Annotated in this window: 24 protein-coding genes and 2 pseudogenes; 11 read left to right on the top strand and 15 right to left on the bottom strand. The window is 74.4% G+C overall.

The window, feature by feature from the left end:
• Positions 1-779: pseudogene (locus tag BG452_RS09110) on the top strand (ABC transporter permease); the annotation flags it as partial.
• A gap of 40 nt (positions 780-819) precedes the next feature.
• Here the strand turns inward: BG452_RS09110 and BG452_RS09115 are convergent.
• The gene (locus tag BG452_RS09115; RefSeq protein WP_188303702.1) at positions 820-1,407 is read right to left on the bottom strand and encodes a TerD family protein; all 588 of its coding nucleotides are present in this window, start codon (positions 1,405-1,407) and stop codon (positions 820-822) included.
• A 179-nt stretch (positions 1,408-1,586) separates the two neighbouring features.
• Here BG452_RS09115 and BG452_RS09120 point away from each other — a divergent pair, with 179 nt between their 5' ends.
• Positions 1,587-2,378 carry a hypothetical protein gene (locus BG452_RS09120; protein WP_188303703.1) on the top strand — a complete coding sequence of 264 codons (792 nt, stop codon included), beginning with the start codon at positions 1,587-1,589 and terminating at the stop codon, positions 2,376-2,378.
• Positions 2,379-2,423: 45 nt separating this feature from the next.
• Here the strand turns inward: BG452_RS09120 and BG452_RS09125 are convergent, their stop codons facing one another.
• From BG452_RS09125 to BG452_RS09135, 3 genes are all read right to left on the bottom strand, one after another.
• Positions 2,424-2,576, bottom strand: coding sequence for a hypothetical protein (locus tag BG452_RS09125; protein ID WP_188303704.1), 153 nt, complete (start codon positions 2,574-2,576; stop codon positions 2,424-2,426).
• Between the two features lie 77 nt (positions 2,577-2,653).
• Positions 2,654-3,304, bottom strand: a complete 651-nt coding sequence (locus BG452_RS09130; protein ID WP_188303705.1) for a hypothetical protein — start codon at positions 3,302-3,304, stop codon at positions 2,654-2,656.
• Positions 3,301-3,933: a class I SAM-dependent methyltransferase gene (locus BG452_RS09135; RefSeq protein WP_188303706.1), complete on the bottom strand. Its 633-nt coding sequence runs from the start codon at positions 3,931-3,933 to the stop codon at positions 3,301-3,303. The genes BG452_RS09130 and BG452_RS09135 overlap by 4 nt, the downstream gene beginning before the upstream one ends.
• A gap of 101 nt (positions 3,934-4,034) precedes the next feature.
• Here BG452_RS09135 and BG452_RS09140 point away from each other — a divergent pair, with 101 nt between their 5' ends.
• The gene (locus tag BG452_RS09140) at positions 4,035-4,838 is read left to right on the top strand and encodes a glycoside hydrolase family 18 protein (protein WP_411292908.1); all 804 of its coding nucleotides are present in this window, start codon (positions 4,035-4,037) and stop codon (positions 4,836-4,838) included.
• A gap of 92 nt (positions 4,839-4,930) precedes the next feature.
• Here BG452_RS09140 and BG452_RS09145 read toward each other — a convergent pair whose 3' ends face one another.
• Positions 4,931-5,695 carry a DUF4239 domain-containing protein gene (locus tag BG452_RS09145; RefSeq protein ID WP_188303707.1) on the bottom strand — a complete coding sequence of 255 codons (765 nt, stop codon included), beginning with the start codon at positions 5,693-5,695 and terminating at the stop codon, positions 4,931-4,933.
• Between the two features lie 228 nt (positions 5,696-5,923).
• On the opposite strand from BG452_RS09145, the gene BG452_RS09150 reads away from it, so the two are divergent.
• Positions 5,924-6,472, top strand: coding sequence for a hypothetical protein (locus BG452_RS09150; RefSeq protein WP_188303708.1), 549 nt, complete (start codon positions 5,924-5,926; stop codon positions 6,470-6,472).
• 728 nt (positions 6,473-7,200) lie between these two features.
• On the opposite strand, the gene BG452_RS09155 is transcribed toward BG452_RS09150, so the two are convergent.
• The 4 genes from BG452_RS09155 to BG452_RS09170 form a co-directional block, all read right to left on the bottom strand.
• Positions 7,201-8,607 (bottom strand): family 2B encapsulin nanocompartment shell protein, encoded by a 1,407-nt coding sequence (locus BG452_RS09155; protein ID WP_188303709.1) that lies wholly within the window; start codon positions 8,605-8,607, stop codon positions 7,201-7,203.
• Positions 8,608-9,144: 537 nt separating this feature from the next.
• Positions 9,145-9,654, bottom strand: a complete 510-nt coding sequence (locus tag BG452_RS09160; protein WP_188303710.1) for a hypothetical protein — start codon at positions 9,652-9,654, stop codon at positions 9,145-9,147.
• Between the two features lie 231 nt (positions 9,655-9,885).
• Complete coding sequence (locus tag BG452_RS09165; RefSeq protein ID WP_188303711.1) at positions 9,886-11,340, bottom strand: PLP-dependent aminotransferase family protein; 1,455 nt, start codon at positions 11,338-11,340, stop codon at positions 9,886-9,888.
• A gap of 175 nt (positions 11,341-11,515) precedes the next feature.
• Positions 11,516-12,061: a universal stress protein gene (locus tag BG452_RS09170; RefSeq protein ID WP_188303712.1), complete on the bottom strand. Its 546-nt coding sequence runs from the start codon at positions 12,059-12,061 to the stop codon at positions 11,516-11,518.
• 476 nt (positions 12,062-12,537) lie between these two features.
• On the opposite strand from BG452_RS09170, the gene BG452_RS09175 reads away from it, so the two are divergent.
• A complete protein-coding gene (locus BG452_RS09175) occupies positions 12,538-12,933 on the top strand; it encodes a transglycosylase family protein (RefSeq protein ID WP_188303713.1) in 396 nt (131 codons plus the stop codon).
• Between the two features lie 97 nt (positions 12,934-13,030).
• On the opposite strand, the gene BG452_RS09180 is transcribed toward BG452_RS09175, so the two are convergent.
• On the bottom strand, positions 13,031-13,639 hold the full coding sequence (locus BG452_RS09180; protein WP_262985988.1) for a TIGR03086 family metal-binding protein: 609 nt from the start codon (positions 13,637-13,639) through the stop codon (positions 13,031-13,033).
• Between the two features lie 90 nt (positions 13,640-13,729).
• Positions 13,730-14,323: a pyridoxamine 5'-phosphate oxidase family protein gene (locus tag BG452_RS09185; RefSeq protein WP_188303714.1), complete on the bottom strand. Its 594-nt coding sequence runs from the start codon at positions 14,321-14,323 to the stop codon at positions 13,730-13,732.
• 130 nt (positions 14,324-14,453) lie between these two features.
• Here BG452_RS09185 and BG452_RS09190 point away from each other — a divergent pair, with 130 nt between their 5' ends.
• On the top strand, positions 14,454-15,341 hold the full coding sequence (locus BG452_RS09190; RefSeq protein ID WP_188303715.1) for a helix-turn-helix domain-containing protein: 888 nt from the start codon (positions 14,454-14,456) through the stop codon (positions 15,339-15,341).
• 149 nt (positions 15,342-15,490) lie between these two features.
• On the opposite strand, the gene BG452_RS09195 is transcribed toward BG452_RS09190, so the two are convergent.
• A complete protein-coding gene (locus tag BG452_RS09195; RefSeq protein WP_188303716.1) occupies positions 15,491-15,925 on the bottom strand; it encodes a CBS domain-containing protein in 435 nt (144 codons plus the stop codon).
• A gap of 135 nt (positions 15,926-16,060) precedes the next feature.
• Between BG452_RS09195 and BG452_RS09200 the strand changes: the two genes are divergently transcribed.
• From BG452_RS09200 to BG452_RS45425, 5 genes and pseudogenes are all read left to right on the top strand, one after another.
• Positions 16,061-16,945 (top strand): helix-turn-helix domain-containing protein, encoded by an 885-nt coding sequence (locus BG452_RS09200; RefSeq protein WP_188303717.1) that lies wholly within the window; start codon positions 16,061-16,063, stop codon positions 16,943-16,945.
• Positions 16,946-16,970: 25 nt separating this feature from the next.
• Positions 16,971-17,390, top strand: coding sequence for a VOC family protein (locus BG452_RS09205; RefSeq protein WP_188303718.1), 420 nt, complete (start codon positions 16,971-16,973; stop codon positions 17,388-17,390).
• Positions 17,387-17,740 (top strand): MmcQ/YjbR family DNA-binding protein, encoded by a 354-nt coding sequence (locus tag BG452_RS09210; protein ID WP_188303719.1) that lies wholly within the window; start codon positions 17,387-17,389, stop codon positions 17,738-17,740. The genes BG452_RS09205 and BG452_RS09210 overlap by 4 nt, the downstream gene beginning before the upstream one ends.
• 152 nt (positions 17,741-17,892) lie before the next feature.
• Positions 17,893-18,765 (top strand): annotated as a pseudogene (gene ligD, locus BG452_RS45420) (non-homologous end-joining DNA ligase); the annotation flags it as partial.
• 96 nt (positions 18,766-18,861) lie between these two features.
• The gene (locus tag BG452_RS45425) at positions 18,862-19,716 is read left to right on the top strand and encodes a DNA ligase (protein WP_223241968.1); all 855 of its coding nucleotides are present in this window, start codon (positions 18,862-18,864) and stop codon (positions 19,714-19,716) included.
• A gap of 333 nt (positions 19,717-20,049) precedes the next feature.
• Here the strand turns inward: BG452_RS45425 and BG452_RS09220 are convergent, their stop codons facing one another.
• Genes BG452_RS09220 through BG452_RS09230 form a run of 3 tightly spaced genes read right to left on the bottom strand, consistent with a single transcriptional unit; the run spans position 20,050 to position 21,402 of the window.
• Positions 20,050-20,634 carry a type 1 glutamine amidotransferase domain-containing protein gene (locus tag BG452_RS09220; protein WP_188303721.1) on the bottom strand — a complete coding sequence of 195 codons (585 nt, stop codon included), beginning with the start codon at positions 20,632-20,634 and terminating at the stop codon, positions 20,050-20,052.
• Between the two features lie 3 nt (positions 20,635-20,637).
• Positions 20,638-20,934 carry a PRC-barrel domain containing protein gene (locus BG452_RS09225; RefSeq protein ID WP_188303722.1) on the bottom strand — a complete coding sequence of 99 codons (297 nt, stop codon included), beginning with the start codon at positions 20,932-20,934 and terminating at the stop codon, positions 20,638-20,640.
• Positions 20,935-20,967: 33 nt separating this feature from the next.
• A complete protein-coding gene (locus BG452_RS09230) occupies positions 20,968-21,402 on the bottom strand; it encodes a DUF3040 domain-containing protein (protein WP_188303723.1) in 435 nt (144 codons plus the stop codon).
• Positions 21,403-21,634: the final 232 nt, after the last annotated feature.

Here is a 21,634-nt window from a genome sequence, read left to right on the forward strand (position 1 = left end):
GTCCCGGCCCGGCCACCGGGAGCCCCGCCCTGGGCACCCCGCTCGGCCTGGCGCTGCGGCTGCACCGCGGCCTGATCGGCGCCTTCGCCGCAGCCCTGCTGCTGCTCGGCGCGATGTACGGCTCGCTGCTCGGCGAGGCCGACTCGATGCTCAAGGACGTCGACCAGATCAAGGAGGCGCTGGCCCGGCTCGGCGGTCACACCCTCGCCGACTCCTTCGCCGCGCTGACCATGCTGGTCGTCGCGGTGGTCGGCGGGGTCTACGCGGTGCTGGCGACGCTGCGCCCGCGCGCCGAGGAGAGCGCCGGGCGGGCGGTGCCGGTGCTGGCCGCCGGGGTGTCGCGGTCCGGCTGGCTGGGCGGGCACCTGGCGGCGGCGCTGCTGGGTTCCACCGCGGTGATGCTGGCGGCGGGCGTGGGCTTCGGTCTGGCCGGGGCGCTGTCCACCGGCGACGGGGGCGTGTTCCTCCGGCTGACCGGAGCGGCGCTGGCCTTCGTGCCCGCCCTCTGGGTGACGGTGGGTTTCGCCGCCGCCGTCTACGGCTGGCTGCCCCGGGCGCTGCCGCTGGCCTGGGCCGTCCCCGGGTACGCGTTCGTGATCGGCTACCTCGGCCCGCTGCTGAAGCTCCCGGCGGGCCTGGACCGGCTGTCCCCGTTCGGCCGGGTGCCCCGGCTCCCGGCGGCCCCGATGGACTGGACGCCGCTGGCCGTGCTCACCCTGGTCGCGGCCGCGCTGATCGCGCTGGCCCTGGCCGGGTTCCGGCGCCGGGACGTCGAGTAGCGTCCACCGCACGGCACCGGAACCCGGGGGCCGGCAGGCATCACAGGTACTTGATCAGCTCCGGCATCAGGTCCTGGAAGGTGCGCCCGCCGGCCGGCTGGCCGATCGCGGCCATCTGCCAGCCGCCGGGCGTGCGCTGCACCTTGGCCATGATCTGGGCGGTGTAGGGGCCGCCGCCGGTCAGGGTGTAGCGGGCCAGCTCGGTGCCGGTGGTCTCGTCCACCAGTCGGCAGAAGGCGGCCTCGACCTCCTGGAAGGTCTGTCCGGTGAAGGAGTTCACCGTGAACAGGATCTGGTCGACCTCGGCGGCCACCTTGGTCAGGTCGACGGTGATCGACTCGTCGTCGGTCGCGTCGCCCGCGCCGCCGACCAGGTTGTCCCCGCTGTGCCGCACCGAGCCGTCGTTGCTGGTGAGGTGCTGGAAGAAGACCACGTCCAGTGCCTTGCCGCCGGCGAACAGCACCGCCGAGGCGTCCAGGTCGATCTCCTGTCCGGCGGACAGCAGCTTGGCCAGGAAGCCCTTGCGCTGCACGGCCCGCCAGCCCAGGCCCATCCGGACCACGCTCAACTGCCCACCGCCCGGCTTCTCCAGGCTGATCTTCTGCCCCTTGGCCAGCGAAACGGTCATCGTGCCCTCCTCGTTCCTGCCGCCGTCCTTGCTGCGAACCTATCGCACACGGAGAAATCTCTGATCATCGGACAGCGGCTCGGGGGCCCCCTACCCAGCGGTCCCCCAGGCCGCACTTCCGGCGGTGCTCCGCCCGCTTCGCCCGGATCGCCGACGGCACCTTCAACGAGCCCGCCGACATGCAGAGTTACATCGACGCCCTCAAAGCGCAGAACGTCAGCGTGACCGAACTCGACACCCTGCTCTCCAACTGGCTCACCGACGCCGAGTTCGCCGCCCACATGGCCGATGTGAAGACCTTCACCGGCCTGGCCCACGCGGCCGGCCTCAAGGTCGTCATGTACCACCCGTCCCTCGAACTCATCTCCCCCGGCGGAGAGAAGGGCCGTTCCTTCTACAAGGACGACCAGGGGAAGACTGGGTCCAGCGCGACCTGTCCGGCAAGCCCAACGTGTTCTACGGCAGCGTGGGCGCTGGTCTACGCCCACGTGCCCTTCGACACCGTGCCCAGCCCCGGCCCGAGCGCCGCCGACCTGGCCCGCTTCACGGTGCTGCCGCTGCCCAACCTCCAGGCCGTCTCGGACGCCGAGGCCGCCGTGCTGCGCGGCTTCGTCGCGGGCGACGGGACGGTCGTCGTCACCGGCCCCGCCCCCACCGCGCTGGACGAACTGGGCGGCCGGCGCGCCGAGTTCGCGCTGTCCGACGTGCTCGGACTGCGCCTGGCCGACCCGCTGCCCGCGAGCCGGCGCAACTCCTACGGCAGCGGCACCTGTTGGTACCTCAAGGCGCTGCCCGGCCTCAGCTACCTGACCACCACCGACCCAGGCCTCGGCCGACCAACTGCTCGCCGCCGTACGCCAGTCCGCGCCGCCCGCCGTCACCCTGGCCGGGGACCGGCGGATCTTCCTGGACGCCCGGCGGCTCGGCGGCGACACCGTCGTCCACCTGGTCAACTTCACCAACTTCGGTGACACCCCGGCGGACTTCCGCACCACCCCCGCCAACTGCACGCTCTCCTACGCCCTCCCGGCCGGGGCGGGCGTCACCGCCGTCACCGTCGCCAGCCCGGACGGCACCGACCCGCGGCCGCGGCCCGTCCCGTACACCGTGACCGGCGGCACGGTCAGCGTGCCGCTGACCGTCGTCCAGTACGCGGTGGTGACGATCAACGCCGTCTGACCCACTCTCCCGGGCGGGCGCCCGCCGTTGGTGCTCGATGAGAGCCTGCGGGGCGCCCGCGGGTGGATCAGGCGTCGCCGTCCAGCAGGTGCTGGCGCACCTCCTGGAAGGTCCAGGGCCCGCCGGCCGAGCGGGAGAGGACCCAGACCAGGTCGAACCGGTCCGGCCAGCTGGTCGGCGCCCCGCTGCCGGCGGCGCCGAGCGCCTCGACGATCCGCGGGATCCGGGAGTGCTCCCAGCAGATCAGCACGGGTTGGGTGCCCGCGAGGGCGGCGCCGGCCAGTCCGGTCTCCTGGGACTCGGCGTAGGTGGTGTCCACGGTCAGCCCGAGCTTGGCGCCCAGCGGGGTGACGGTCTGCCGCATCCGGTGGGCGCCGGCCATCGGGCCCTGGTCGGTGGCGGCGTAGATCCGGGCCGGGGCGCGCAGTCCGGTGGCGGGCGGGGCGAACAGGGTGGGCAGGGCCTTGGCGCGGTCCCAGCCGCGCTGGGTGAGGGACTTGCTGTCGTGCTTGCCGTTCTCGTCCAGGCCGGGCTGGCTGCCGCCGGGCTTCTCGCCGTGCCGGATGATCATCACGAAGGCGGCGCCACCCGGGTCACTGGCCTTGGCCGCCGGGCCGGTCTTGTCCTTCGACTTGCCCGAGGAGCAGCCGGCCAGTGCCAGCGGGGCGGCGGCCACGAGTCCGGTGAGCAGCAGGCGGCGGGTGAGCCGGGCGGTCACTCGGCACCCCGCTCCAGCCGGACCAGCGCGTCGATCGCGACGCCCGTCGGGCCGCCCTTGTGGCCGGGCTCGCCGACCTCGCGGTGGAGGCGCTCGGCCCGTACCGTGCGCAGGCCGTACGGGGCGAGGTCGGCGAGGACGTCCTCGGGGGTGAACAGTACGGCCGGGTCCGGCGGGCCGCCGACGCCCTCGGTGAGGTTGCTGAGGTCGTGCCCGATCACCAGCAGGGTGCCGCCGGGGGCGAGTGCCTCGGCGGCGCGGTGCAGCGCGGCCCGGCGGTCGTCGGCGGGCAGGTGGAGGTAGGCGATCAGGACGAGGTCGTAGTCGGCGTCGGGGGCCTCGTAGCCGCGGGCGTCGCCGTGTCGCCAGGTGAGGCGGTCGGCGACCTCGTCGGGCAGTTCGGACGTGAGCCGTTCGGCGCGTTCGAGGGCGACGGCGGAGAAGTCGAGGCCGGTGACCTCCCAGCCCTGGGCGGCCAGCCAGATGGCGTTGCGGCCCTCCCCGGTGGCCAGGTCGAGGGCGTGGCCGGGGGTGTGTCCGGTCAGTTCGCGGACCACCCACCGGTTGGGCGCGGTCCCCCACACCAGTTCGCTCGCGGCGTAGCGGTCGTCCCAGCCCTGACTGTCCATGCGCGCCTCCGTTCGGCGGGTCTGTTCCGTCCCGGTCAACCTACCGGTGCGCCGCCCTTCCTGGCCCGGGGTGGTCCAGCGGACCGGCCTCGGCGGCCGGCATCTTCGACGGCGTCGACCTCGACTGGGAGTACCCGGGCTCGGCCGGCGGCCACACCGGCAACCACTACTCCCCCGCCGACAAGCAGAACTACACCCTGCTGCTCAAGGAGTTCCGCACCCAGCTGGACGCCCTCGGCGCCGCCCAGGGCAAGCGGTACCTGCTGAGCGCGGCGCTGCCCAGCGGCCAGGACAAGATCGCCCAGCTGGAGACCGACAGGATCGGCGCCTACCTGGACTACGCCGACGTGATGTCCTACGACATGCACGGCTCCTGGGACGCCAAGGGCCCGACCAACCACCAGGACCCGCTGCACGACAGCCCGGCCGACCCGACCACGCCGATCACCCCTGGCACCCGCAAGTACAACGTGGACACCACGCTCACCGCGTACACCGCCGGCCTGCCCGAGTACGGCATCCCCGGCGGCTTCCCGGCGAACAAGATCGTGCTCGGCATCCCGTTCTACTGGCGCGGCTGGACGGGCGTCCCGGCCGGCTCGAACTACGGCCTGTACCAGAGCGCGACCCGCCCGACGGCCGCCAAGCCGCTCAGCCAGGAGGCCGGGCTGGCCGCCTGGAAGGAGCTCAACCCGACCGCCGCGCAGACCCACTGGGACCCGGTGACGGAGAGCAGCTGGGTCTACGACGGCACCGACTTCTGGACCGGTGACACCCCGCAGGCCGTCCAGGCGCGCGGGGCCTACGCCAAGAGCAAGGGCCTGGGCGGCCTGTTCGCCTTCTCCCTGGAGAACGACGACGCCTCCGGCACCATGCTCAACTCGCTGGACATCAGCCTGCGCTGACATCGCGTCGGGCACAGGCCGACACCGGTGGTCCCGTCCGGGGCCACCGGTGTCGGCCTGTGCCGCTCCTGCGGTCGAGCGTGCTGACAGCTCTAGAGGTTGAGCGAGGGGAAGAGGTCCTCGAAGGGCTGGGTGGTGACCGAGACGCTCCGGGCGAACGGATCGTCGAAGTCCCAGATCATGAACAACAGGAAGGCGATCAGCACGCTGAAGCAGGCCGCCAGGATCAACTCCCTCGGCGTGCGCCTGATCTGCAGCGCGAACAGCATGCCGACGGTCACCACCGCGCCACCGATCAGCCCGAACCAGACCACGCCCGGCATGGTCGGCCCGGCGTTCTGGCCGCGCTGGTTGCGGGCGCCGGAGGCCTGGCTGATCCGGTCCATGATCGGCTGGTAGGCCTGGGCCTCCAGGTCCGAGGCCGGGGCCCGGGTGGCCACCTCGTTCTGGACCTTGTCCAGCAACTGGGTGCCCTTGTCGGTGATCTCGCCGTTCTTGCCCATGTAGTCCCACTCGACGTGCACCACGTACGTGACGTAGGCGTCGACGTCGGCCCGGACCTGGTCGCGGAACTCGGCCGGGTAGACCACCGCCCGGTCGCTCACCTCCCGCAGCGCCTGCGCCTCGGTGAACAGGTCGTCCTGGGCGGCGCCGCGCGCCTCCCAGACACCCGCGATGGCGAGACCGAGGACGATCGCGTAGACCACGCCGATCATCATCGTGATGTACTCGATGACGTCGGGCGTCTCGTCGGCGTTCTCGACGACACCCCGCTGGCGGCGCCTCAGCACCACCACCGCCAACACAACGGCACAGGCCGCCGCCAAGGCGATGACCAGCGCCACCCACTCTGACATGGGAACTCCCTTCTCTGGCTTGGCTTGTGACGTGAACGGGGAAGTCCGGGACCCGACCGGTCGGTCGAGCCCGGGAAACTGTCCGTCGGGGCCCGGAGGTCCTCCGGGCGGACCGGAAGCCGTCAGGCTCCGGAGGTGCATGAAGGACGCTGACGCCGTCAGGACCCGGAGCGACCGCGGCCTCGGCCACCGGGGCGCAGCGCCGCCGCCGCGAGAACCGCGGGAACGGTGATCAGCAGCATCGTGGTGGTCGTCGAGGCGGCATGGTGGTGCTTCGTGACGGGCATCGGCCTGGTGGCCCGCACCTTGAACACCGGGTGCGCCGACGGCGTCGGCCACAGCGGACTCGGCCGGACCGGGCTCGGCGCCACGGGGCTGGGCGCCACCACGTCGGGGGCCGCCGGGGCGGGCACCACGGGGACGGGTACCACGACGGGCGGCGGCTGCGGGGCAGGTGCGCCGGGCGCCGGGTCCGCGGGCGCGGCGGGCACCGCCGGGGGCGGTACGGCCGGTGCGGGGGCAGGCGGCGGGGGCGCGGGCGCCGGGGGCGACGGCGGCGGGGTGGGCACCGGGCTCGGGCTGGGGGGTGCCACCGTCGGAGACGGCGTCGGCGTTGGCGTGGGACTGGGGGTGTGGGTCGGCGTGGGTGTAGGCGTCGGCGTGGGACTGGGGGTGTGGGTCGGCGTCGGCGTGGGTGTAGGCGTCGGCGTGTGCGTGGGAGTCGGCGTCGGCGTAGGCGTCGGGGTGGGGCTCGGACTCGGGCACGGGTGGTGGTGATGGTGATGGTGGTGGTGGTGCCGCTCGTCCCCGTCGTGGTCACCGCCCCCACCGTGCTCCTCCGCCGGCCGCCCCGGCTGCTGCCGGAGCCCGGCCGTGCCCGAGGGCGAGGGCACCGCGGGTAACGGTGCCGCCGTGGGCGGCCGGTGACACGGGTGGTGCTCGTGGTCATGGTCGTGCGGCGGGCGCGGCCCGTGGTGCCGGCCGATGTCCGGGGCGACGCTGACGCCGACCTGGACGTCCACGTCCACCCCGACGTCCACGCTGCCGCCCGGGCCGACCGACGTCGAGAGGTCCGTCTCGGTGCACACGCAGGTGTCGACGGCCGGGCCGTGCGGATGCCCGCCGGGGCGTTCGGCACCCGAGGCGCTGGCGCCGCCGACCAGCGCGCACATCGCCACCACGCCGACCGCCGCGCCGATCAGCCGCACCCGTCGCCCGGGGGCCGCGGACCCGCCGCCGTGCCGCGGTATCCGTCGGAACTGCCGCCGCTGCGGCATGGGCTCCACACACCTCTCGGGTCGCCTGGGGAGGACGGAAGGATCCGGTCTGAACAGCCGACGGAAACGGGCGGCGATGACCTGGGCCGGGTCAGAACCGATCGGGCACGACCAAGCGCATTCAGACGTGATCAGACGGACGGCCCACCTCCGGGGCGGACCGTCCGTCATCAGGTGAAACGATCTTCGCGCCGCCCGGTTACGGCCTGCGCTCGCTGTTCCGGGTGCTCAGTGGCGACGGTGCGCGATCTCGACGTTCTCCAGCACGCCGACCGCGTCCGGCACCAGGATCGCGCAGGAGTAGTAGGCGCTGACCAGGTAGGAGATGATCGCCTTCTCGTCGATCCCCATGAAGCGGACGGAGAGCGAGGGCTGGTACTCGTCCGGGAGGCCGGTCTGGTGCAGGCCGATGACGCCCTGGTTGTCCTCGCCGGTACGGATCACCAGGATCGAGCTGGTGTTCTCCTTGGTGATCGGGATCTTGCTGCACGGCAGGATCGGCACCCCGCGCCAGGCCGGCACCTGCTGCCCGCCGAGGTCGACGTGGTGCGGGTAGATGCCGCGGGCGTTGAACTCGCGGCCGATCGCGGCGATGGCCTTGGGGTGGGCCAGCAGATAGTCGGGGTCGCGGCGGCGGTTGAGCAGCTCGTCCAGGTCGTCCGGGGTGGGCGGGCCGGAGTGGGTCTGGATCCGCTGGTCGAAGTCGGCGTTGTTGAGCAGGCCGAACTCCGGGTTGTTGATCATCTCGTGCTCCTGGCGCTCGCGCAGGGCCTCGATGGTCAACCGGAGCTGGTGCTCGGTCTGGTTCATCGGCTGGTTGTACAGGTCCGCGACGCGGGTGTGGATCTTGAGGACGGTCTGCGCGACGCTCAGCTCGTACTCGCGCGGCTTGAGCTCGTAGTCCACGAAGGCGCCGGGGAGTTGGTACTCGCCGCGGTGGCCGGCCGACATGGCGATCTCGGCCTCGCCGCGCTCGTTCTGGGCCTGCAGCGGCAGGGACAGGAACGACTCCAGGTGCTCCTGGAGGGTCGGCGCGTTGTCCCGGATGCGGGCGAAGTCGTCCCGGCTCAGAGTGAGGGCGACACCGGAGGTGGCGGTCTTCGCGGTGTACTCCCAGGCGGCGTCCGGGTTCAGCAGCGCGTCGTCGCCGAAGCGGTCGCCGTCGCCGGCCACGCCGACCACGGTCTCGTCGCCGTACTTGCCGGTGCCGATCTTGTTGATCTTGCCGTGCGCGATCAGGAAGATCCGGTCGGCCGCCTCGCCCTGGGTGGTGAGCACCTCGCCCGGACCGAAGTCCCGCTGCTCGCACCGGTCGGCGAGGGCGGTCAGCACCTCCTCGTCCTCGTAGCCGCGCAGCAGGGCGAGTTCGCCCAGCTCCGCCGGGATCACCCGGACCTGGGAGCCGGTCTTGATGAACTCCACCACGCCGTTGCCGACGGTGTAGGTGAGCCGTCGGTTCACCCGGTACGCACCGCCGTGGGCCTCGACCCACGGGAGCACCTTGAGCAGCCAGCGGGAGGTGATCTCCTGCATCTGCGGTGCGGACTTGGTGGTGGTGGCAAGGTTGCGGGCAGCTGCCGTCGCAAGGCTCTGCTGCCGGTCCTGCTGTGTCTCCGGGCTCGTGTCCACGGGCATCGGCAGGGGTCTCCATTCGTGTGGGTCGGACCACGCGGTCAGGGCCGTACCGCTCCGCCCTGGGCACACGCGTCCGCAACGGATCATCAGATCCGCTTACCGGTGGGGAAGTTGGCGAGTTTCGGGAGCGGGACCGCCATCGCCCGGCGGCCCATCCGGAACCCTAGATCACCAGAACCCGACCGAGCCCGTACGGCGGCCGACTACCCCCCGATAGGGTGAATCTCGCGCGATCCGCCCCCGCGCGCCCCATCCGCCACCGGAACATCCGTTCGCGCCCGCGCACCCAGCTCCCCCAGCGCCCGCCACTGCTCCGACACACCGCCCGCGCGCCCTCCCCCACGCCCACCGGCCGTCAACCCGGCACAACGGCCGGGCACCCTGCGGCCCCGACCCGGACCCGACCGCGACCCCGGTCCGGGTCCGGGTCCGGAAACGCGAAAGGCCCGTCAGGTGCCGGTACGGGGGTGGCCGGCACCTGACGGGTGTACGGGGGTGCGGCCGCAGGGGCCGCGCCGGGGGGAGGAAGGGATCGGATCAGCAGGCGACCTGGGTGCCCGGGATGCCCAGGATGCCGGAGTTGTTGGCCAGACCGCCGTTGTACTCGTAGTAGAGGTACGAGTAGAAGTCGATCCGGACGCCCTGGCCGCAGGCCGAGTCGGGGGCCACGGTGTAGGTGACCGTGAAGGTGCTGCTGGCGCCGGGGGCGAGCGGGACGTCGTAGCGGGCGATGCCGCCGTGCACGTTGTCGCTGCAGCCGTTGGTCTGGGTGCCGCAGGCCGTGGCGGTGAACTTGAGCCCCTGCACCAGACTGCTGTCGTACGTCTGCTGGACGCTCTGGTAGACGAACTGGATCGGGGTGTCGTACGGGTTGGTGAGCGTCAGGGTCAGCGTGAACTCACCTCCCCGGCCGGTCGTCTGGCGGTCGGAGACGGCTGTGAGGGGCAGCGGGCTGTCCGCCTGGGCGGGTGCCGCGGACAACAGCAGACCGGCGGCGACGGCCGGGCCCACGGCGACCGCGGCACGGCTCAGATGTGTTCTGCGCATGTCCATGGAGCGTAGGGGGCGACGTCGCCGGGGCCGCCCTCCTCGGCCCGAACCCGTACCGACGCACGAGCGGCGGGCGGACGCCCCGGACCGACCGACCGCGTTCCGGCCCGGCGGAACCTCCGGTGGCCTATCCTTCGCGGCCTGCCTGCCCCACCACCCGATGCCCGACGCCCGCACCGGACAGGCCTTCCGGCCCACCACCCGCGCCGGACCAGCCTTCCGGCCCGCTCAGGACGGCGGCGGCAGGACGTCGCACAGCGCCTGGAGCGCCGCCGGGTAGGCGTGGTCGGGCGGCGTGGCGTAGCCGACCACCAGGCCGTCGACGGCGGGCACCGCCTCCGCGCCGGCCGCCGGGTGGCGGTAGTCCGCGAGCCCCTCGACGGCCAGGCCCCGGTAGGCGGCGGCCTTGAGGATGGACCGCTCGGTACCGGGGGCCAGTCGCAGGACGGCGTGCAGACCGGCCGCGATGCCGGACGCCTCGACGTGCGGGGCGTGCGCCGCCAGCGCGGCCACCAGCTGGTCCCGGCGGTCCCGGTAGCGGCGCCGCATCCGGCGCAGGTGCCGGTCGTAGCCGCCGGAGTCGATGAACTCGGCCAGCGTCAGCTGGTCCAACGCGCTCACCCAGGCCTCGCGTTCGCCCTTGGCCGCGAGCGCCCGGTCCACCAGGTGGTCCGGCAGGACCATCCAGCCGAGGCGCAGCGCGGGGCTGAGGCTCTTGCTGGTGCTGCCCAGGTAGAGGACCCGGTCGGGGTCGAGCCCCTGGAGGGCGCCGACCGGCTGGCGGTCGTAGCGGAACTCCCCGTCGTAGTCGTCCTCCAGGACGAGGCCGCCGTGCCCGCGGGCCCAGTCGACGGCGGCGGCGCGGCGCCCGGCGTGCAGCGGGCCGCCGGTCGGGAACTGGTGGGCGGGGGTGAGCAGGGCTGTGCGGATCTCCGGGCGGAGCGCCAACTCATCGACCCGGGCGCCCTGTTCGTCGATCGGCAGCGGCACGGTGGCGACCCCGGCGGCGGCCAGCAGTTCGCGGTGGAAGCCCAGTCCGTAGGCCTCCACGGCCAGCGGGCCCTGCTCGGCGGGCGGCAGGACGGGCGTGGCGCCGTCGAAGAGCAGCCGCAGCGCGTGGGCGAAGCCGGCGCAGACCACGATCCGGTCGGGGTCGGTGCGCACCCCGCGGGCGCGGGCGAGGTAGTCGGCGAGGACGGTGCGCAGTTCGCGGCGGCCGTGCGGATCGCCGGGCCCGAAGGCCTCGTTGGGTGCGGCGGTGAGGGCCCGGCGGGCGGCGGCCAGCCAGGCGGTGCGGGGGAAGGAGGAGGCGTCGGGCCGGCCCTGGCGCAGGTCGTGCACGGGCCCGGGCCGGTGCGCGGGGCGCCGGGTGCGGCGGGAGGGTGCGGGTGCGGCGCGTTCGGCGACGGTGGTGCCGGAGCCCTGGCGGGCGGTGAGCCAGCCCTCGGCGACCAGTTCGGCGTAGGCCTCGGCGGCGGTGTTGCGGGCCAGGCCGAGGTCGGCGGCGAGGGCCCGGTAGGGCGGCAGCCGGGTGCCGGGGGCCAGTCGGCCGCTGCGGATCGCCTCGCGCAGGGCCGCCATCAGCGCGGAGCGGCGGCCGCCGGTGGCGGGGAGGTCCAGGTGCAGGTCGTTGCCGGTCGGGTGGGCCGGCTCGGTGGGGTGCGCGCCCGGCGTTTCCGTCATGGTCACGCACCCTACCGGCCGCTCCGGAGCCGCCCGGTGGGCGGTCCGGCCCGGCGACGTCGCGGCCGAGGTCACGGCCGAGGTCACGGCGGAGCCTCGGTCCAGGTCACAGCCGAAGGTCACGGCCGGCGCCTCGGTCCAGGTCACGGCCGGGGCCCCGACCGGGGCTTTCGGTCTACGGGACGACGGTGACCGGCCAGCGGCCCGCCTTGACCAGCCGGACCGCGACGGAGCCGATCACCTTGTGCCCGGCCTGCTCGGAGACGCCGACCACTACGGCGTCGGCGCGCAGCTCGTCGGCGAGCTTGGCCAGGCCGGTGTACGGGTCGCCACGCATGGTGAGGAAGCGCCAGTCGACCCGCCAGACCTCGCGCACCCGGTGCTCGGCCTCGCGCAGCGCGGCGAGGAGTTCGTCGGCGATCTCCTGGGTGGTCTCCTCCACCGCGGCCCCGGCCAGCGCGGTCGCGGCGCCGAGTATCGGCTGGACGTAGGCGACGGCCAGGACGGCGCCCTGCCGGCGGGCCAGTCCGGCGGCGTAGGCGGTGGCGCGCCAGGAGGAGTCGGAGCCGTCCAGGCCCGCGAGGATCACCTTGGGCCCGTCGGTCCCCAGCTCGAAGCCGCTGGGGGCGGCGGCCGCCTCGTACTCCCCGTGCCTCTCGCCGGCCGGGCGGCCCGCGTCGTCGACGGCGCCCGCGTCCGCCGCATCGCTCTCATTGCTCATGGGCCGAAGGCTATGCCCGCCACCGGGAGTGGCGGACAGGGGCACTCCGAGTGAGGGCTGTGGCGCGGGCCACCCGGACGGCCGCGCGGGGCGGCGGTTCCGGCACCGGGGGCGGGGCGGGCCGTCACGCGCTGTCGACGGTGTGCGCGGCCTCACAGCGCCTCCGGGGTGACGGGGGCCACTCCGGAGGGTGGTTTGATCTTGGAAATAGGTTGAAATCGGGCCAAATCACCTTATTTTCGTGATCGCTACCTGCGGTAACAAGCCTCTGACGTGCCTAAACCTGCGAATCCTTGAAACCGCCACAACCACCCCCGTACCTTCGAACTCGTTGCACCGAGTGATTCCGCTCCGGCCGGGCCCAGCGCCCCCGGGCAGGAACGGTGCCGGACCACGCGAGTGACGCGTCCCCGAACCCGACGCCCTTCCGAGGGCCTGGTTCCGCACGCTCGCAGACCCCCTCCGAAAGGAACCGCATGACCTTCCGTAACGAGACCGCCGCTGCCACCACCACTGCCACCCCGAAGCGCCGCAACCGCGTCCGGATGGCTCTGATGGCCGGGGCGCTCACCGCCCTCCCGGTGGCCGGCCTCGTCGCGGCCACCAGCGCCTCCGCCGCCCCGGCCACGGTCTGGGACAAGGTCGCCTCCTGTGAGGCCACCGGCAACTGGGCCATCAACTCCGGCAACGGCTTCTACGGCGGCCTGCAGTTCACCTCCAGCACCTGGGCCGCCTTCGGTGGCACCGCCTACGCCCCGCAGGCCCACCAGGCCACCAAGGACCAGCAGATCGCGATCGGCGAGAAGGTCCTCGCCGCCCAGGGCCCGGGCGCCTGGCCGATCTGCTCCGCCAAGGCCGGCCTGGGCAAGTAAGCCCCCCCGCCGCGCGCAGGCCGCCGCACCCCTCCCCAGGGGTGCGGCGGCTTCGTCATGTCACGACCCGCCCCCCGGCGCCACGCCCCCAGCGTCCTCAGGCCTGGACCGTCCGGCCCAGGTGGGCCAGCAGGCGCAGGTGGACCGGGGCGTCCTCCGGGACCGGGGCCTTCGGGCCGAAGATGCCGGGGACGCGGTACGGGTCGACGCCCAAGCCCTGGATCGCGGCCAGCAGGCCGGTCAGCAGTTCGGTGTCCAGCAGCTTCTCCTGACCGGTCGCCACCGCGATGTCCGCGCCGTGCACGGCCAGTTCGGTCAGGTGGACGGTGGCGGCGAACTCGCCCGGCAGCTCACCGAGCGCGATGGTGACGGTACGGTCCAGCGCGCCGGGGCGGCGCCAGGCCGCGAGGTCCGCCGCGGCGGCGGCCCGGTAGGCGGCGACCGGGTCGTCCCCGAGCCAGTCGTCCTCGTGCGCCCTGCCGGGGTCGGTGCCGGTCAGCCGGCCGACGTACAGGTTGATCCCGCCCACCAGGTGGTTCACCAGCGCGGTGACGTCCCAGTCCGCGCAGGGGGTGGGGAGCTTCCACTGCGCCGGGCCGATGCCCGCGATCAGTACTCCGGCCGTGGCCGCGGCCCGCTCGATCCGCTCGACGACGGGGTGGGTCGGCATGCCGGCGGATTCCATGTCCATCTGACGGTCATTCATGCCGCTGATAATGGCAGCTCTTCGGAAACGTCCCCATCAGACCCGTCACACCCCTCACGCCCCTCACACCCGTCAGGCCCGTCAGGCCCGTCAGGCCCGTCGCACCGGTCGGGCCGGGAGCGGCAGCGGCAGGGCCGGCAGGCCGTCGATGCTGGTGCCGACGTGCGGCTTGCGCTCGCAGTAGGCGCCGAACTCCTCCTCGTCCTTGCGGTCGAAGAACTGGGCGTGCAGTTCGCGCTCGGCCCGGTAGTCCATGAACGGCACGGCGTATCCGCAGGAGTCGGAGACCCGCTCGGCCCGGACCAGCACGATCGCCCGCAGGCCCGATCCGTCCGCGCCGGGCTCGAAGCGGCCGAGCAGTTCGGCGAAGCGCGGGTCGTCGCGAAAGACCGGTTCACCGTGGCCGTGCACCCGGACGACGGTGGGCGGGCCGTCGAAGGCGCACCACATCAGGGTGATCCGGCCGTTCTCCCGCAGGTGGGCGATGGTTTCGGCCTGTGAACCGCCGAAGTCCAGGTAGGCGAGGGTGAGTTCGTCGATGACCGCGAGGGTGCCGGAGCGGCCCTTGGGCGAGAGGTTGACGTGTCCGTCGGCGGCCAGCGGCGCGGTCGCGACGAAGTAGAGGGGCTGGCGTTCGATGAACTGCCGCAGCCGGCCGTCGATGCTTTCGTACTGCTTTCCCATACCCGCCAGTGTGCCCTCATCCCGGCAAGTGAGAACCAGGATTCCGCACGGTGAGACGCGGGACACCGGGCCGGCTCGCCTGGGATGATCCGTACACCCGCCAGTGTCAGCTGTGAGAAGGGGAGTTGCGATGGTCCAGGACACCCTGCCGACAACCGGGCCGGAGACCGTGCTCGGCCTGCCCGCCGCACCGCTGCGCCGGTACGTCCTCGACTACCACGGCTACCGGCTGGCCCTGGAGAGCCCGCGCCGGCGTCTGGAGGTGCCCACCGACGTGGTGACGGTGGCGCTGGCCTTCGAGGGCCGGATGCGGCTCACCGACGCCGTGGCGCCCGCCCCCGCCGTCTCCCTCGGCTCGATCGCGGCCGGGCTGCGCCGCACCGCGACGATCGCCGAACACAGCGGCGCGCTGCACGGGTTGGCCGTCTCGCTCACCCCGCAGGGCGCGTTCCGGGCGTTCGGCCCGGTGGCCGGGGAGCTCGGCGGCCAGTGGGCGGAGGCCGGGGAGGTGCTGGGCCCCCGGCTGGGCCCGCTGGCCGCCCGACTGGCCGACGCCCCCGGCTGGCGGGCCCGGTTCGCCCTGCTGGACGGCTACTTCACCGCGCTGTTCGCCGACGGCCCGGCCTGGGAGCCGGACGTCACCTGGGCCTGGCAGCAACTGCGGCGCTCGGACGGGCGGGTGCCGGTCCGGACGCTGGTCGAGGGCACGGGCTGGAGCCGCCGCCGACTGGAGCTGCGCTTCCGCGAGCAGCTGGGGCTGGCCCCCAAGCAGGCCGCCGGCATCCTGCGGCTGCAGCGGACGCTGCGGCTGCTGACCGCCCCGGACGGCCGGTTCGCGCGCGCCGACCTGGCCGCGCTCTGCGGCTACTACGACCAGTCCCACCTGGACCGTACTTTCCGCGCCATGGTGGGCTGTTCGCCGCGCGACTTCCTGGCCTCCCGCCGCTCCACCACCGCGCCGGAGCCGGCCGACCGGGTCGTCGGGCGGGTCACCAGCGCCGTGCTCGACGCCGGCTGACGGGGCCCGCCCGGTCGGGCGCTGCGCATTTGTACAAGACGCGCGAAGGCCCCGTCCGGCACCCTCGGAAGGCCCGGCCGGTACGGGGGGACCGGCCGGTCACGGGCACGCGGACGGGGCGGCCGTAGGGGCGACCCTACGGCCGGCGGTCACCGCTTCATGTAGACGCTGTCCATGAACTCGATGATCTGCTGGTCCGTCAGCCGGTGGCCGTCGCGGTGGCCCATCGCCAGGTCGGCCTCGCTGATCATGCCGACCAGCCGCTCGCCGTCGATCACCGGGATGCGCCGGATCTGGTGCTGCTCCATCTTCTTGAGCACCGCGTCGATGCTGTCGTCGGCCCGCACGCAGTGCAGGTGTCCGGCCAGTTCGATGGCCGTCATGGTGGCCGGGTCCTTGCCCTCGGCGAGACAGCGCACCACGATGTCACGGTCGGTGATGATGCCGTGCAGCTTCTGGTCGTCGCCGCAGATCGGCAGCGCGCCCACGTTCTTCTCGCGCATCATCCGCGCGGCCTCGTCCAGGGTCTGGTGGGCGCCGATGCACTGGGCGCCGGTGTGCATGATGTCTCGGGCAGTGGTCACGGGGACTCCTTCGTCGCTGTTACCCCCCGACGGTCCTCCCCCTCGCGGCGCACCGCGCCCCTCACAGGGTGACCGTGCCCTCACCATAGGCAACCCCGCTCCCGCGCGCGACCGCGGACGCCGATACTGGAACCCGTGACGACGCAAGCCGCCGGGGCGGTCGACGAGGCCGTCCGCGCCCGGCCCGCGACGGCCCTGCGCCCGTACGTGGCCTGGTACTCCGGCTACCGGCAGCGCGGCCTGGCCCCGGCCGTGCACCGCGGTCTGCCCTCCCCGTACCTGACCTTCATCCTCACCCTGGACGAGCCGCTGGTGATCTCCGGCCACCCGGATCCGGCGCAGCCGCCCGGCAGCTATCCGACGCTGCTCGGCGGGCTGCACACCTCCCCCGCGCTGATCACCCACGAGGGCGCCCAGTCCGGGGTGCAGATCGCCGTGCACCCGCTCGCCGCCCGGGCGCTGTTCGGGCTACCCGCCGGGGAGTTGGCCGGGATCGACGTCCCGGCGGAGGAGGTGCTGGGGCGGCTCGGCCCGCGACTGCGGGAGCGCCTCCAGGCGGCCGACGGCTGGGCGGAGCGGTTCGCGGTGCTGGACGGGGCGCTGCTGCGGGCCGCCCGGCCGTCCGGGCTGGTGCCGCCGGAGGTGGGCTGGGCGTGGCGGGCGCTGCGGCGCAGCGGCGGCGCGCTGCCGGTGGCGGAGCTGGCCCGGGAGACCGGCTGGAGCGCCCGGTACCTCCAGGACCGGTTCCGCCGGGAGACCGGGCTCACCCCGAAGGCCGCCGCCCGGGTGATCCGCTTCGACCGGGCCCGGCACCTGCTCGCGGGTGGTTCGCCGCCGCCCCGGCTGGCGGAACTGGCCGCCCGCTGCGGCTACTTCGACCAGGCGCACCTGGCCCGGGAGTTCCGCGCGCTGGCCGGGGCCGCGCCGAGCGCCTGGCTGGCGGCGGAGGGACCGGAGGAGGGGAAGTTCCGAAACGTCCAAGGCGGGGCGGGCGGGGCGGTCGCAGAGTGGGAGGCGTAACCCACCCACCCGAGGAGTGACGGTCATGGACACCGAGACCCCTGCCCCGCAGGTCTGGCCCACCCTGCGCGCGAACGACGCCCGGGCCCTGATCCGCTTCCTGTCGGACGCCTTCGGCTTCCGGGAGGTGGTCAGCTACGGGGAGGACGGCTTCGTCGCCCACGCCGAGCTGGCCTGGCCGGAGGGCGGCGGCGTGATGCTCGGCTCGGTGCGCGAGACGGCGCCGGGCCAGTGGCGGGGCGAGCCGGGCAGCTTCAGCGCGTACGTGGTCACCGCCGACCCGGACGGCGTGCACGCCCGGGCCGTCGCCGCCGGGGCCCGGATCACCACCGGGCTGACCGAGACGGACTACGGCTCGCGCGACTTCGCCGCCGCCGACCCGGAGGGCAACCACTGGTACTTCGGCACCTATCCGGGCGCGCCCCGGCCCATGCCGTCCCGGTGACGCCCACCCCGGTGGACCGGCTGCGGGCGCTCTGCCTGGCGCTGCCGGAGGTCGAGGAGCGAGTCAGCCACGGGGAGCCGACCTGGTTCACGGGCTCCGGCCGCCGGGCCCGGGTGTTCGTGATGCTCTCGGACCACCACCACGACGACCGGCTGGCCTTCTGGTGCGCGGCGCCCGGCGGCGCCCAGGAGCGGCTGGTCGGGCAGGACCCGGCCCGCTACTTCCGCCCGCCGTACGTCGGGCACCGGGGCTGGCTGGGCGCCTACCTGGACGGCCCGGAGCCGGACTGGGCGCGGATCGAGGACCTGGTCGCGGACGCCCACGCCCTGGTCGGCCCCGCGCGGCGCTGACGGCCCCGGGCGGTGATAGGCCCCGGGGGTGACAGGCCCGGGCGATGACAGGCCCCGGCGGCGGTGGCCGCCCCGGGCGGTGGGCGCCGCGCCGGGGCAGACTGGCTGCGGGGGCCACCCGTAGGAGCCTTCGGAGACCGACCGTGCCGCAGATGACGGTGGACGGACACACCCTCGCCCTGTCCCACCTCGACAAGGTGTACTACCCGAGCATCGGCACCCTCAAGGGCGACGTGCTGCGCTACTACGCCGCCGTGCACACCGCCCTGCTCCCCCATCTGCGCGACCGCCCGGTGTCCTTCCTGCGCTGCCCGGACGGCGTCGAGGCGGAGGTGTTCGTCGCCAAGAACCCGCCGCCCGGCACCCCGGACTGGGTGCGCACGGTGGACGTGCCGACCAGCGGCGAGCGGCTGCGCCAGGTGGTGCTGGAGAACGGCGCGGCCCTGCTGGCCGTCGCCAACCTGGGCTGCCTGGAGCTGCACGTCCCGCAGTGGCACGCCGCCGCGCCCGGGCTGGCGGACCGGCTGGTCCTGGACCTCGACCCGGGCGAGGGCGCCGACGTGCTGACCTGCCGGGCGGTCGCGCTGCTGCTGCGCGAGCGGCTGGCCGCGGACGGCCTGTCGGCCTGGGTCAAGACCTCCGGCTCCAAGGGCCTGCACCTGCTGGTGCCGATCGAGCCCGCCCCCAGCGCCGAGGTGTCCGGGTACGCGAAGGCGCTGGCCGCCGCCCTGGAGGCGGAGCACCCGGAGCTGGCGGTGCACACCATGGCCAAGGCCCGGCGGCGCGGCCGGGTGCTGGTCGACTGGTCGCAGAACAACGCCAAGAAGACCACCGCCGCCCCGTACACGCTGCGCGCCCGGCCGCTGCCGACGGTCTCCACCCCGCTCACCTGGGCCGAGCTGGAGCGGGCCCGCGGGGAGGCGGAGCTGGTCTTCACCCTGGCCGAGCTGCCGGGACGGCTGGCGGCGCACGGCGACCTGTTCGCGCCGCTGCTGGACCCGGAGCAGGCCCGGCCACTGCCCTCCTCGCCCTCCGTGTCCGCCGCATCCGCCGCACTCACGAAACCCGCCGCATCCACGGAACCCCGGCAGGTACAGGTGCTGCACCCGCCCGTCGGGGTGATGCGCCCCGTCGCCGTCCCCGCCGTGCCGCCCGCCGACGGGCTGGGCGGGGGCGGCGTCCAGTACGAGCTGAAACTGGACGGCTTCCGCTGCGTCGCCTTCGCCCGCGGCGACCGCCCGGCGTTCCTGCAGTCCCGCAGCGGCCGCGACCTCGCCCCCGAGTTTCCGCCGATCGCCGCCGCCGTCGCCCGGCTGCCGGAGGGGCTGGTGCTGGACGCCGAACTCGTCGCCTGGCGGGCCGGCCGGTTCGCCTTCGAGGAGCTGCTGCACACCCGCCGGTCCCGGGCCGCTGCCCCGGACGTCGCCCTCGGGCTGATCGCCTTCGACCTGCTCGCGCTGCCCGGCCGCGACGTCCGGCGCCTCCCGCTCACCGACCGGCGCCGGCTGCTGCTCGCCGCCCTGGCCGACGTCCCGCCGCCGATCCAGCCCGTCCTGGCCACCACCGACCGGGCGGAGGCGCTGGAGTGGATGGCGCGGCTGGCCGACACCGGCGTGGAGGGCCTGGTGTGCAAGGCCGCCGCCTCCCCGTACCGCGCGCGCGGCGCCGGCCACGGCTGGGTCAAGTACCGGCGCTCCGACACCGTGGACGCCACCGTCAGCGCCCTCACCGGCCCGGCGGCCCGGCCGCACGCCCTGGTGCTGCGGCTGGACGACGGCCGGGTGCTGCTGACCAGCCCCCGGCTGACCCCCGTCCAGGCCCGCGAGGTCGCCCGGGCGGCCGGCCCGCTGCTCGGCCCGCCCGCCACCGACCCCGACCACGGCCAGGTGCACCCGCTCACCGCCCCGCTGCGCGCCGAACTCACCCTCACCGGCCGCCCGCCCACCGCCACCTTCGTCCGGCTGCGCGGGGACTGACCGCGGGAACCGACCCGCGCGCCGGGCCGGACGGTGCGGGCGCTTCCCGGAGCACTCCCTCAGCGCCGTACACCGCCGGCTCCCTCAGCGCCGCACGTCGCCACGACGATCTGCCCGAGGTGTTCGGGGCGCCCGTCCGCCGCCAGGTCGCGGACGGCTCCACTGCCCCGGGCACGACCGTCGCCGCCACCCCGGCCCAGCGGTTGGGCATCACTCCGGCCGACACCTGCCCGGCGCCCGGTTCACCTGCCGACAGGCCCCGCCCCGGAGGGCGACGGCGTCCACCGGGCCGCGTGCACGCTCGTCATGGTCTGAAGGGCCTGAGGAGGCGGCTCAGTTCCGCCGCTCGGCCGCCGCGTGGGCGAACTCGGTGACCAGGGTGTCCTCGAACACCGGCAGGTCCCCCGGCCTGCGGCTGGTCACCAGCGGGCCGGGCCCCTCCCGGCAGACGTGCACCTCCTCGTCCACCCAGTGGGCGCCCGCGTTGACCAGGTCTGTCCGCAGGCTGGGCCAGGAGGTGAGGGTCCGGCCGCGGACGGCGTCGGCCTCGATCAGCGTCCAGGCCGCGTGGCAGATCGCCGCGACGGGGCGGCCGGTTACGCAGCAGGCGTGGACGAAGGCGACCGCGGCCCGGTCCAGCCGCAGCCGGTCCGGGTTGGCGACGCCGCCGGGCAGCACCAGCCCGTCGTAGGCGGCCGGATCCGCCTCCGCTACCAGGCCGTCCACCGCGAAGGTGTCCCCGAGCGCCTCGCTCCGGACGGCCTGGACCCGGCCCGGGGCGGTGGAGAGCAGCCGCGGGAGGCCGCCGGACTCGACGACGGCCTGCCAGGGCGAGGCCAGTTCCCGCTGTTCGGCGCCGTAGGGGGCGACCAGGAAGGCGATCGTCCAACCGGTCAGGGTGGTGGACGGCCAGCCCATGGCTCAGGTCCGGCGGCAGGCGGTGAGGTCCTCGGCGGGCGGTGGGACGGTGCCGAGCCGGGCCCGGGGGCAGTCGAGGTGGACGGCGCGGTCCAGGTGGTCGATCCGGGCGACCATGCCGACCGGGACGAGCACCCGGGTGCCCGGTACCCAGGGGCCGGCGTCGACCATCAGGTGGTCGCCGGCGTCCTGGTCGACCCGGCCGAGCGGGCCGTCGGTGGCCTGCACCTCGTACCCGACCAGGGTGGGGTCGGCGGCGGGGTGGGAGCCCGGTCGGTACTCCCACAGGTCGGTACTCATGTGCACCTCTCGGTGGTTCGGTCCATCCTCGGGTCACGCCTCCGGGCGGTCCCAGGGCCGGCGTTCACGACCTTCACGACCCTCCCCGCCCTCACCACGCTCGCGCCGGTCCGGCCGGTCCTGGTCGACGGTGTAGCCCCGGCCCGGTCCCCGGCGCCGCCGCAACAGCGCCGTGGCGGCCACCGCCGCCGCCACCGAGGCCGCCCAGACCACCCCGAGGGCGATCAGCACGGCGGTCGCCGGGGTGCGCACGCCGATGCCGGCGCAGATCGCCGTCATCACCAGCACGGTCAGCACCACCCCGGCCGAGATCCGGCGCCCGGCGCTGCGCAGCGCGGCCAGCACCCGGTTCGGCCGCCCCGCCCCCATCGTGCTCAACTTCCGGTCGAGACGCGTGTCCTGGCGCAGATCGGACTCGATCTCCTCGAGGAGCCGCCGCTCCCATCCGCTCAACGCGGGTCCGTCCATCTCGGTCACCTCCGACACTTCCGGTGACGTGCTCGCACCCGGGCGGTTGCCCGGTACGGGCTGGCGTTAACCGTTCCGGGGACCGCCTGTTGCGGCGGCCACGCGCCCGAAGGCCCGGGGACGGGCGAGCAGGCTGTCATCCAGGACACGCAGCAGGGCGGCGGCGTCGCGGTGCACCTCGGCCGCGCCGGCCGCCCGCAGCTCGGGGCCGGCGTCCCCGCCGGCCTCCAGG

This window comes from Streptomyces sp. CBMA123 (assembly GCF_014596465.1).
GTDB lineage: Bacteria > Actinomycetota > Actinomycetes > Streptomycetales > Streptomycetaceae > Kitasatospora.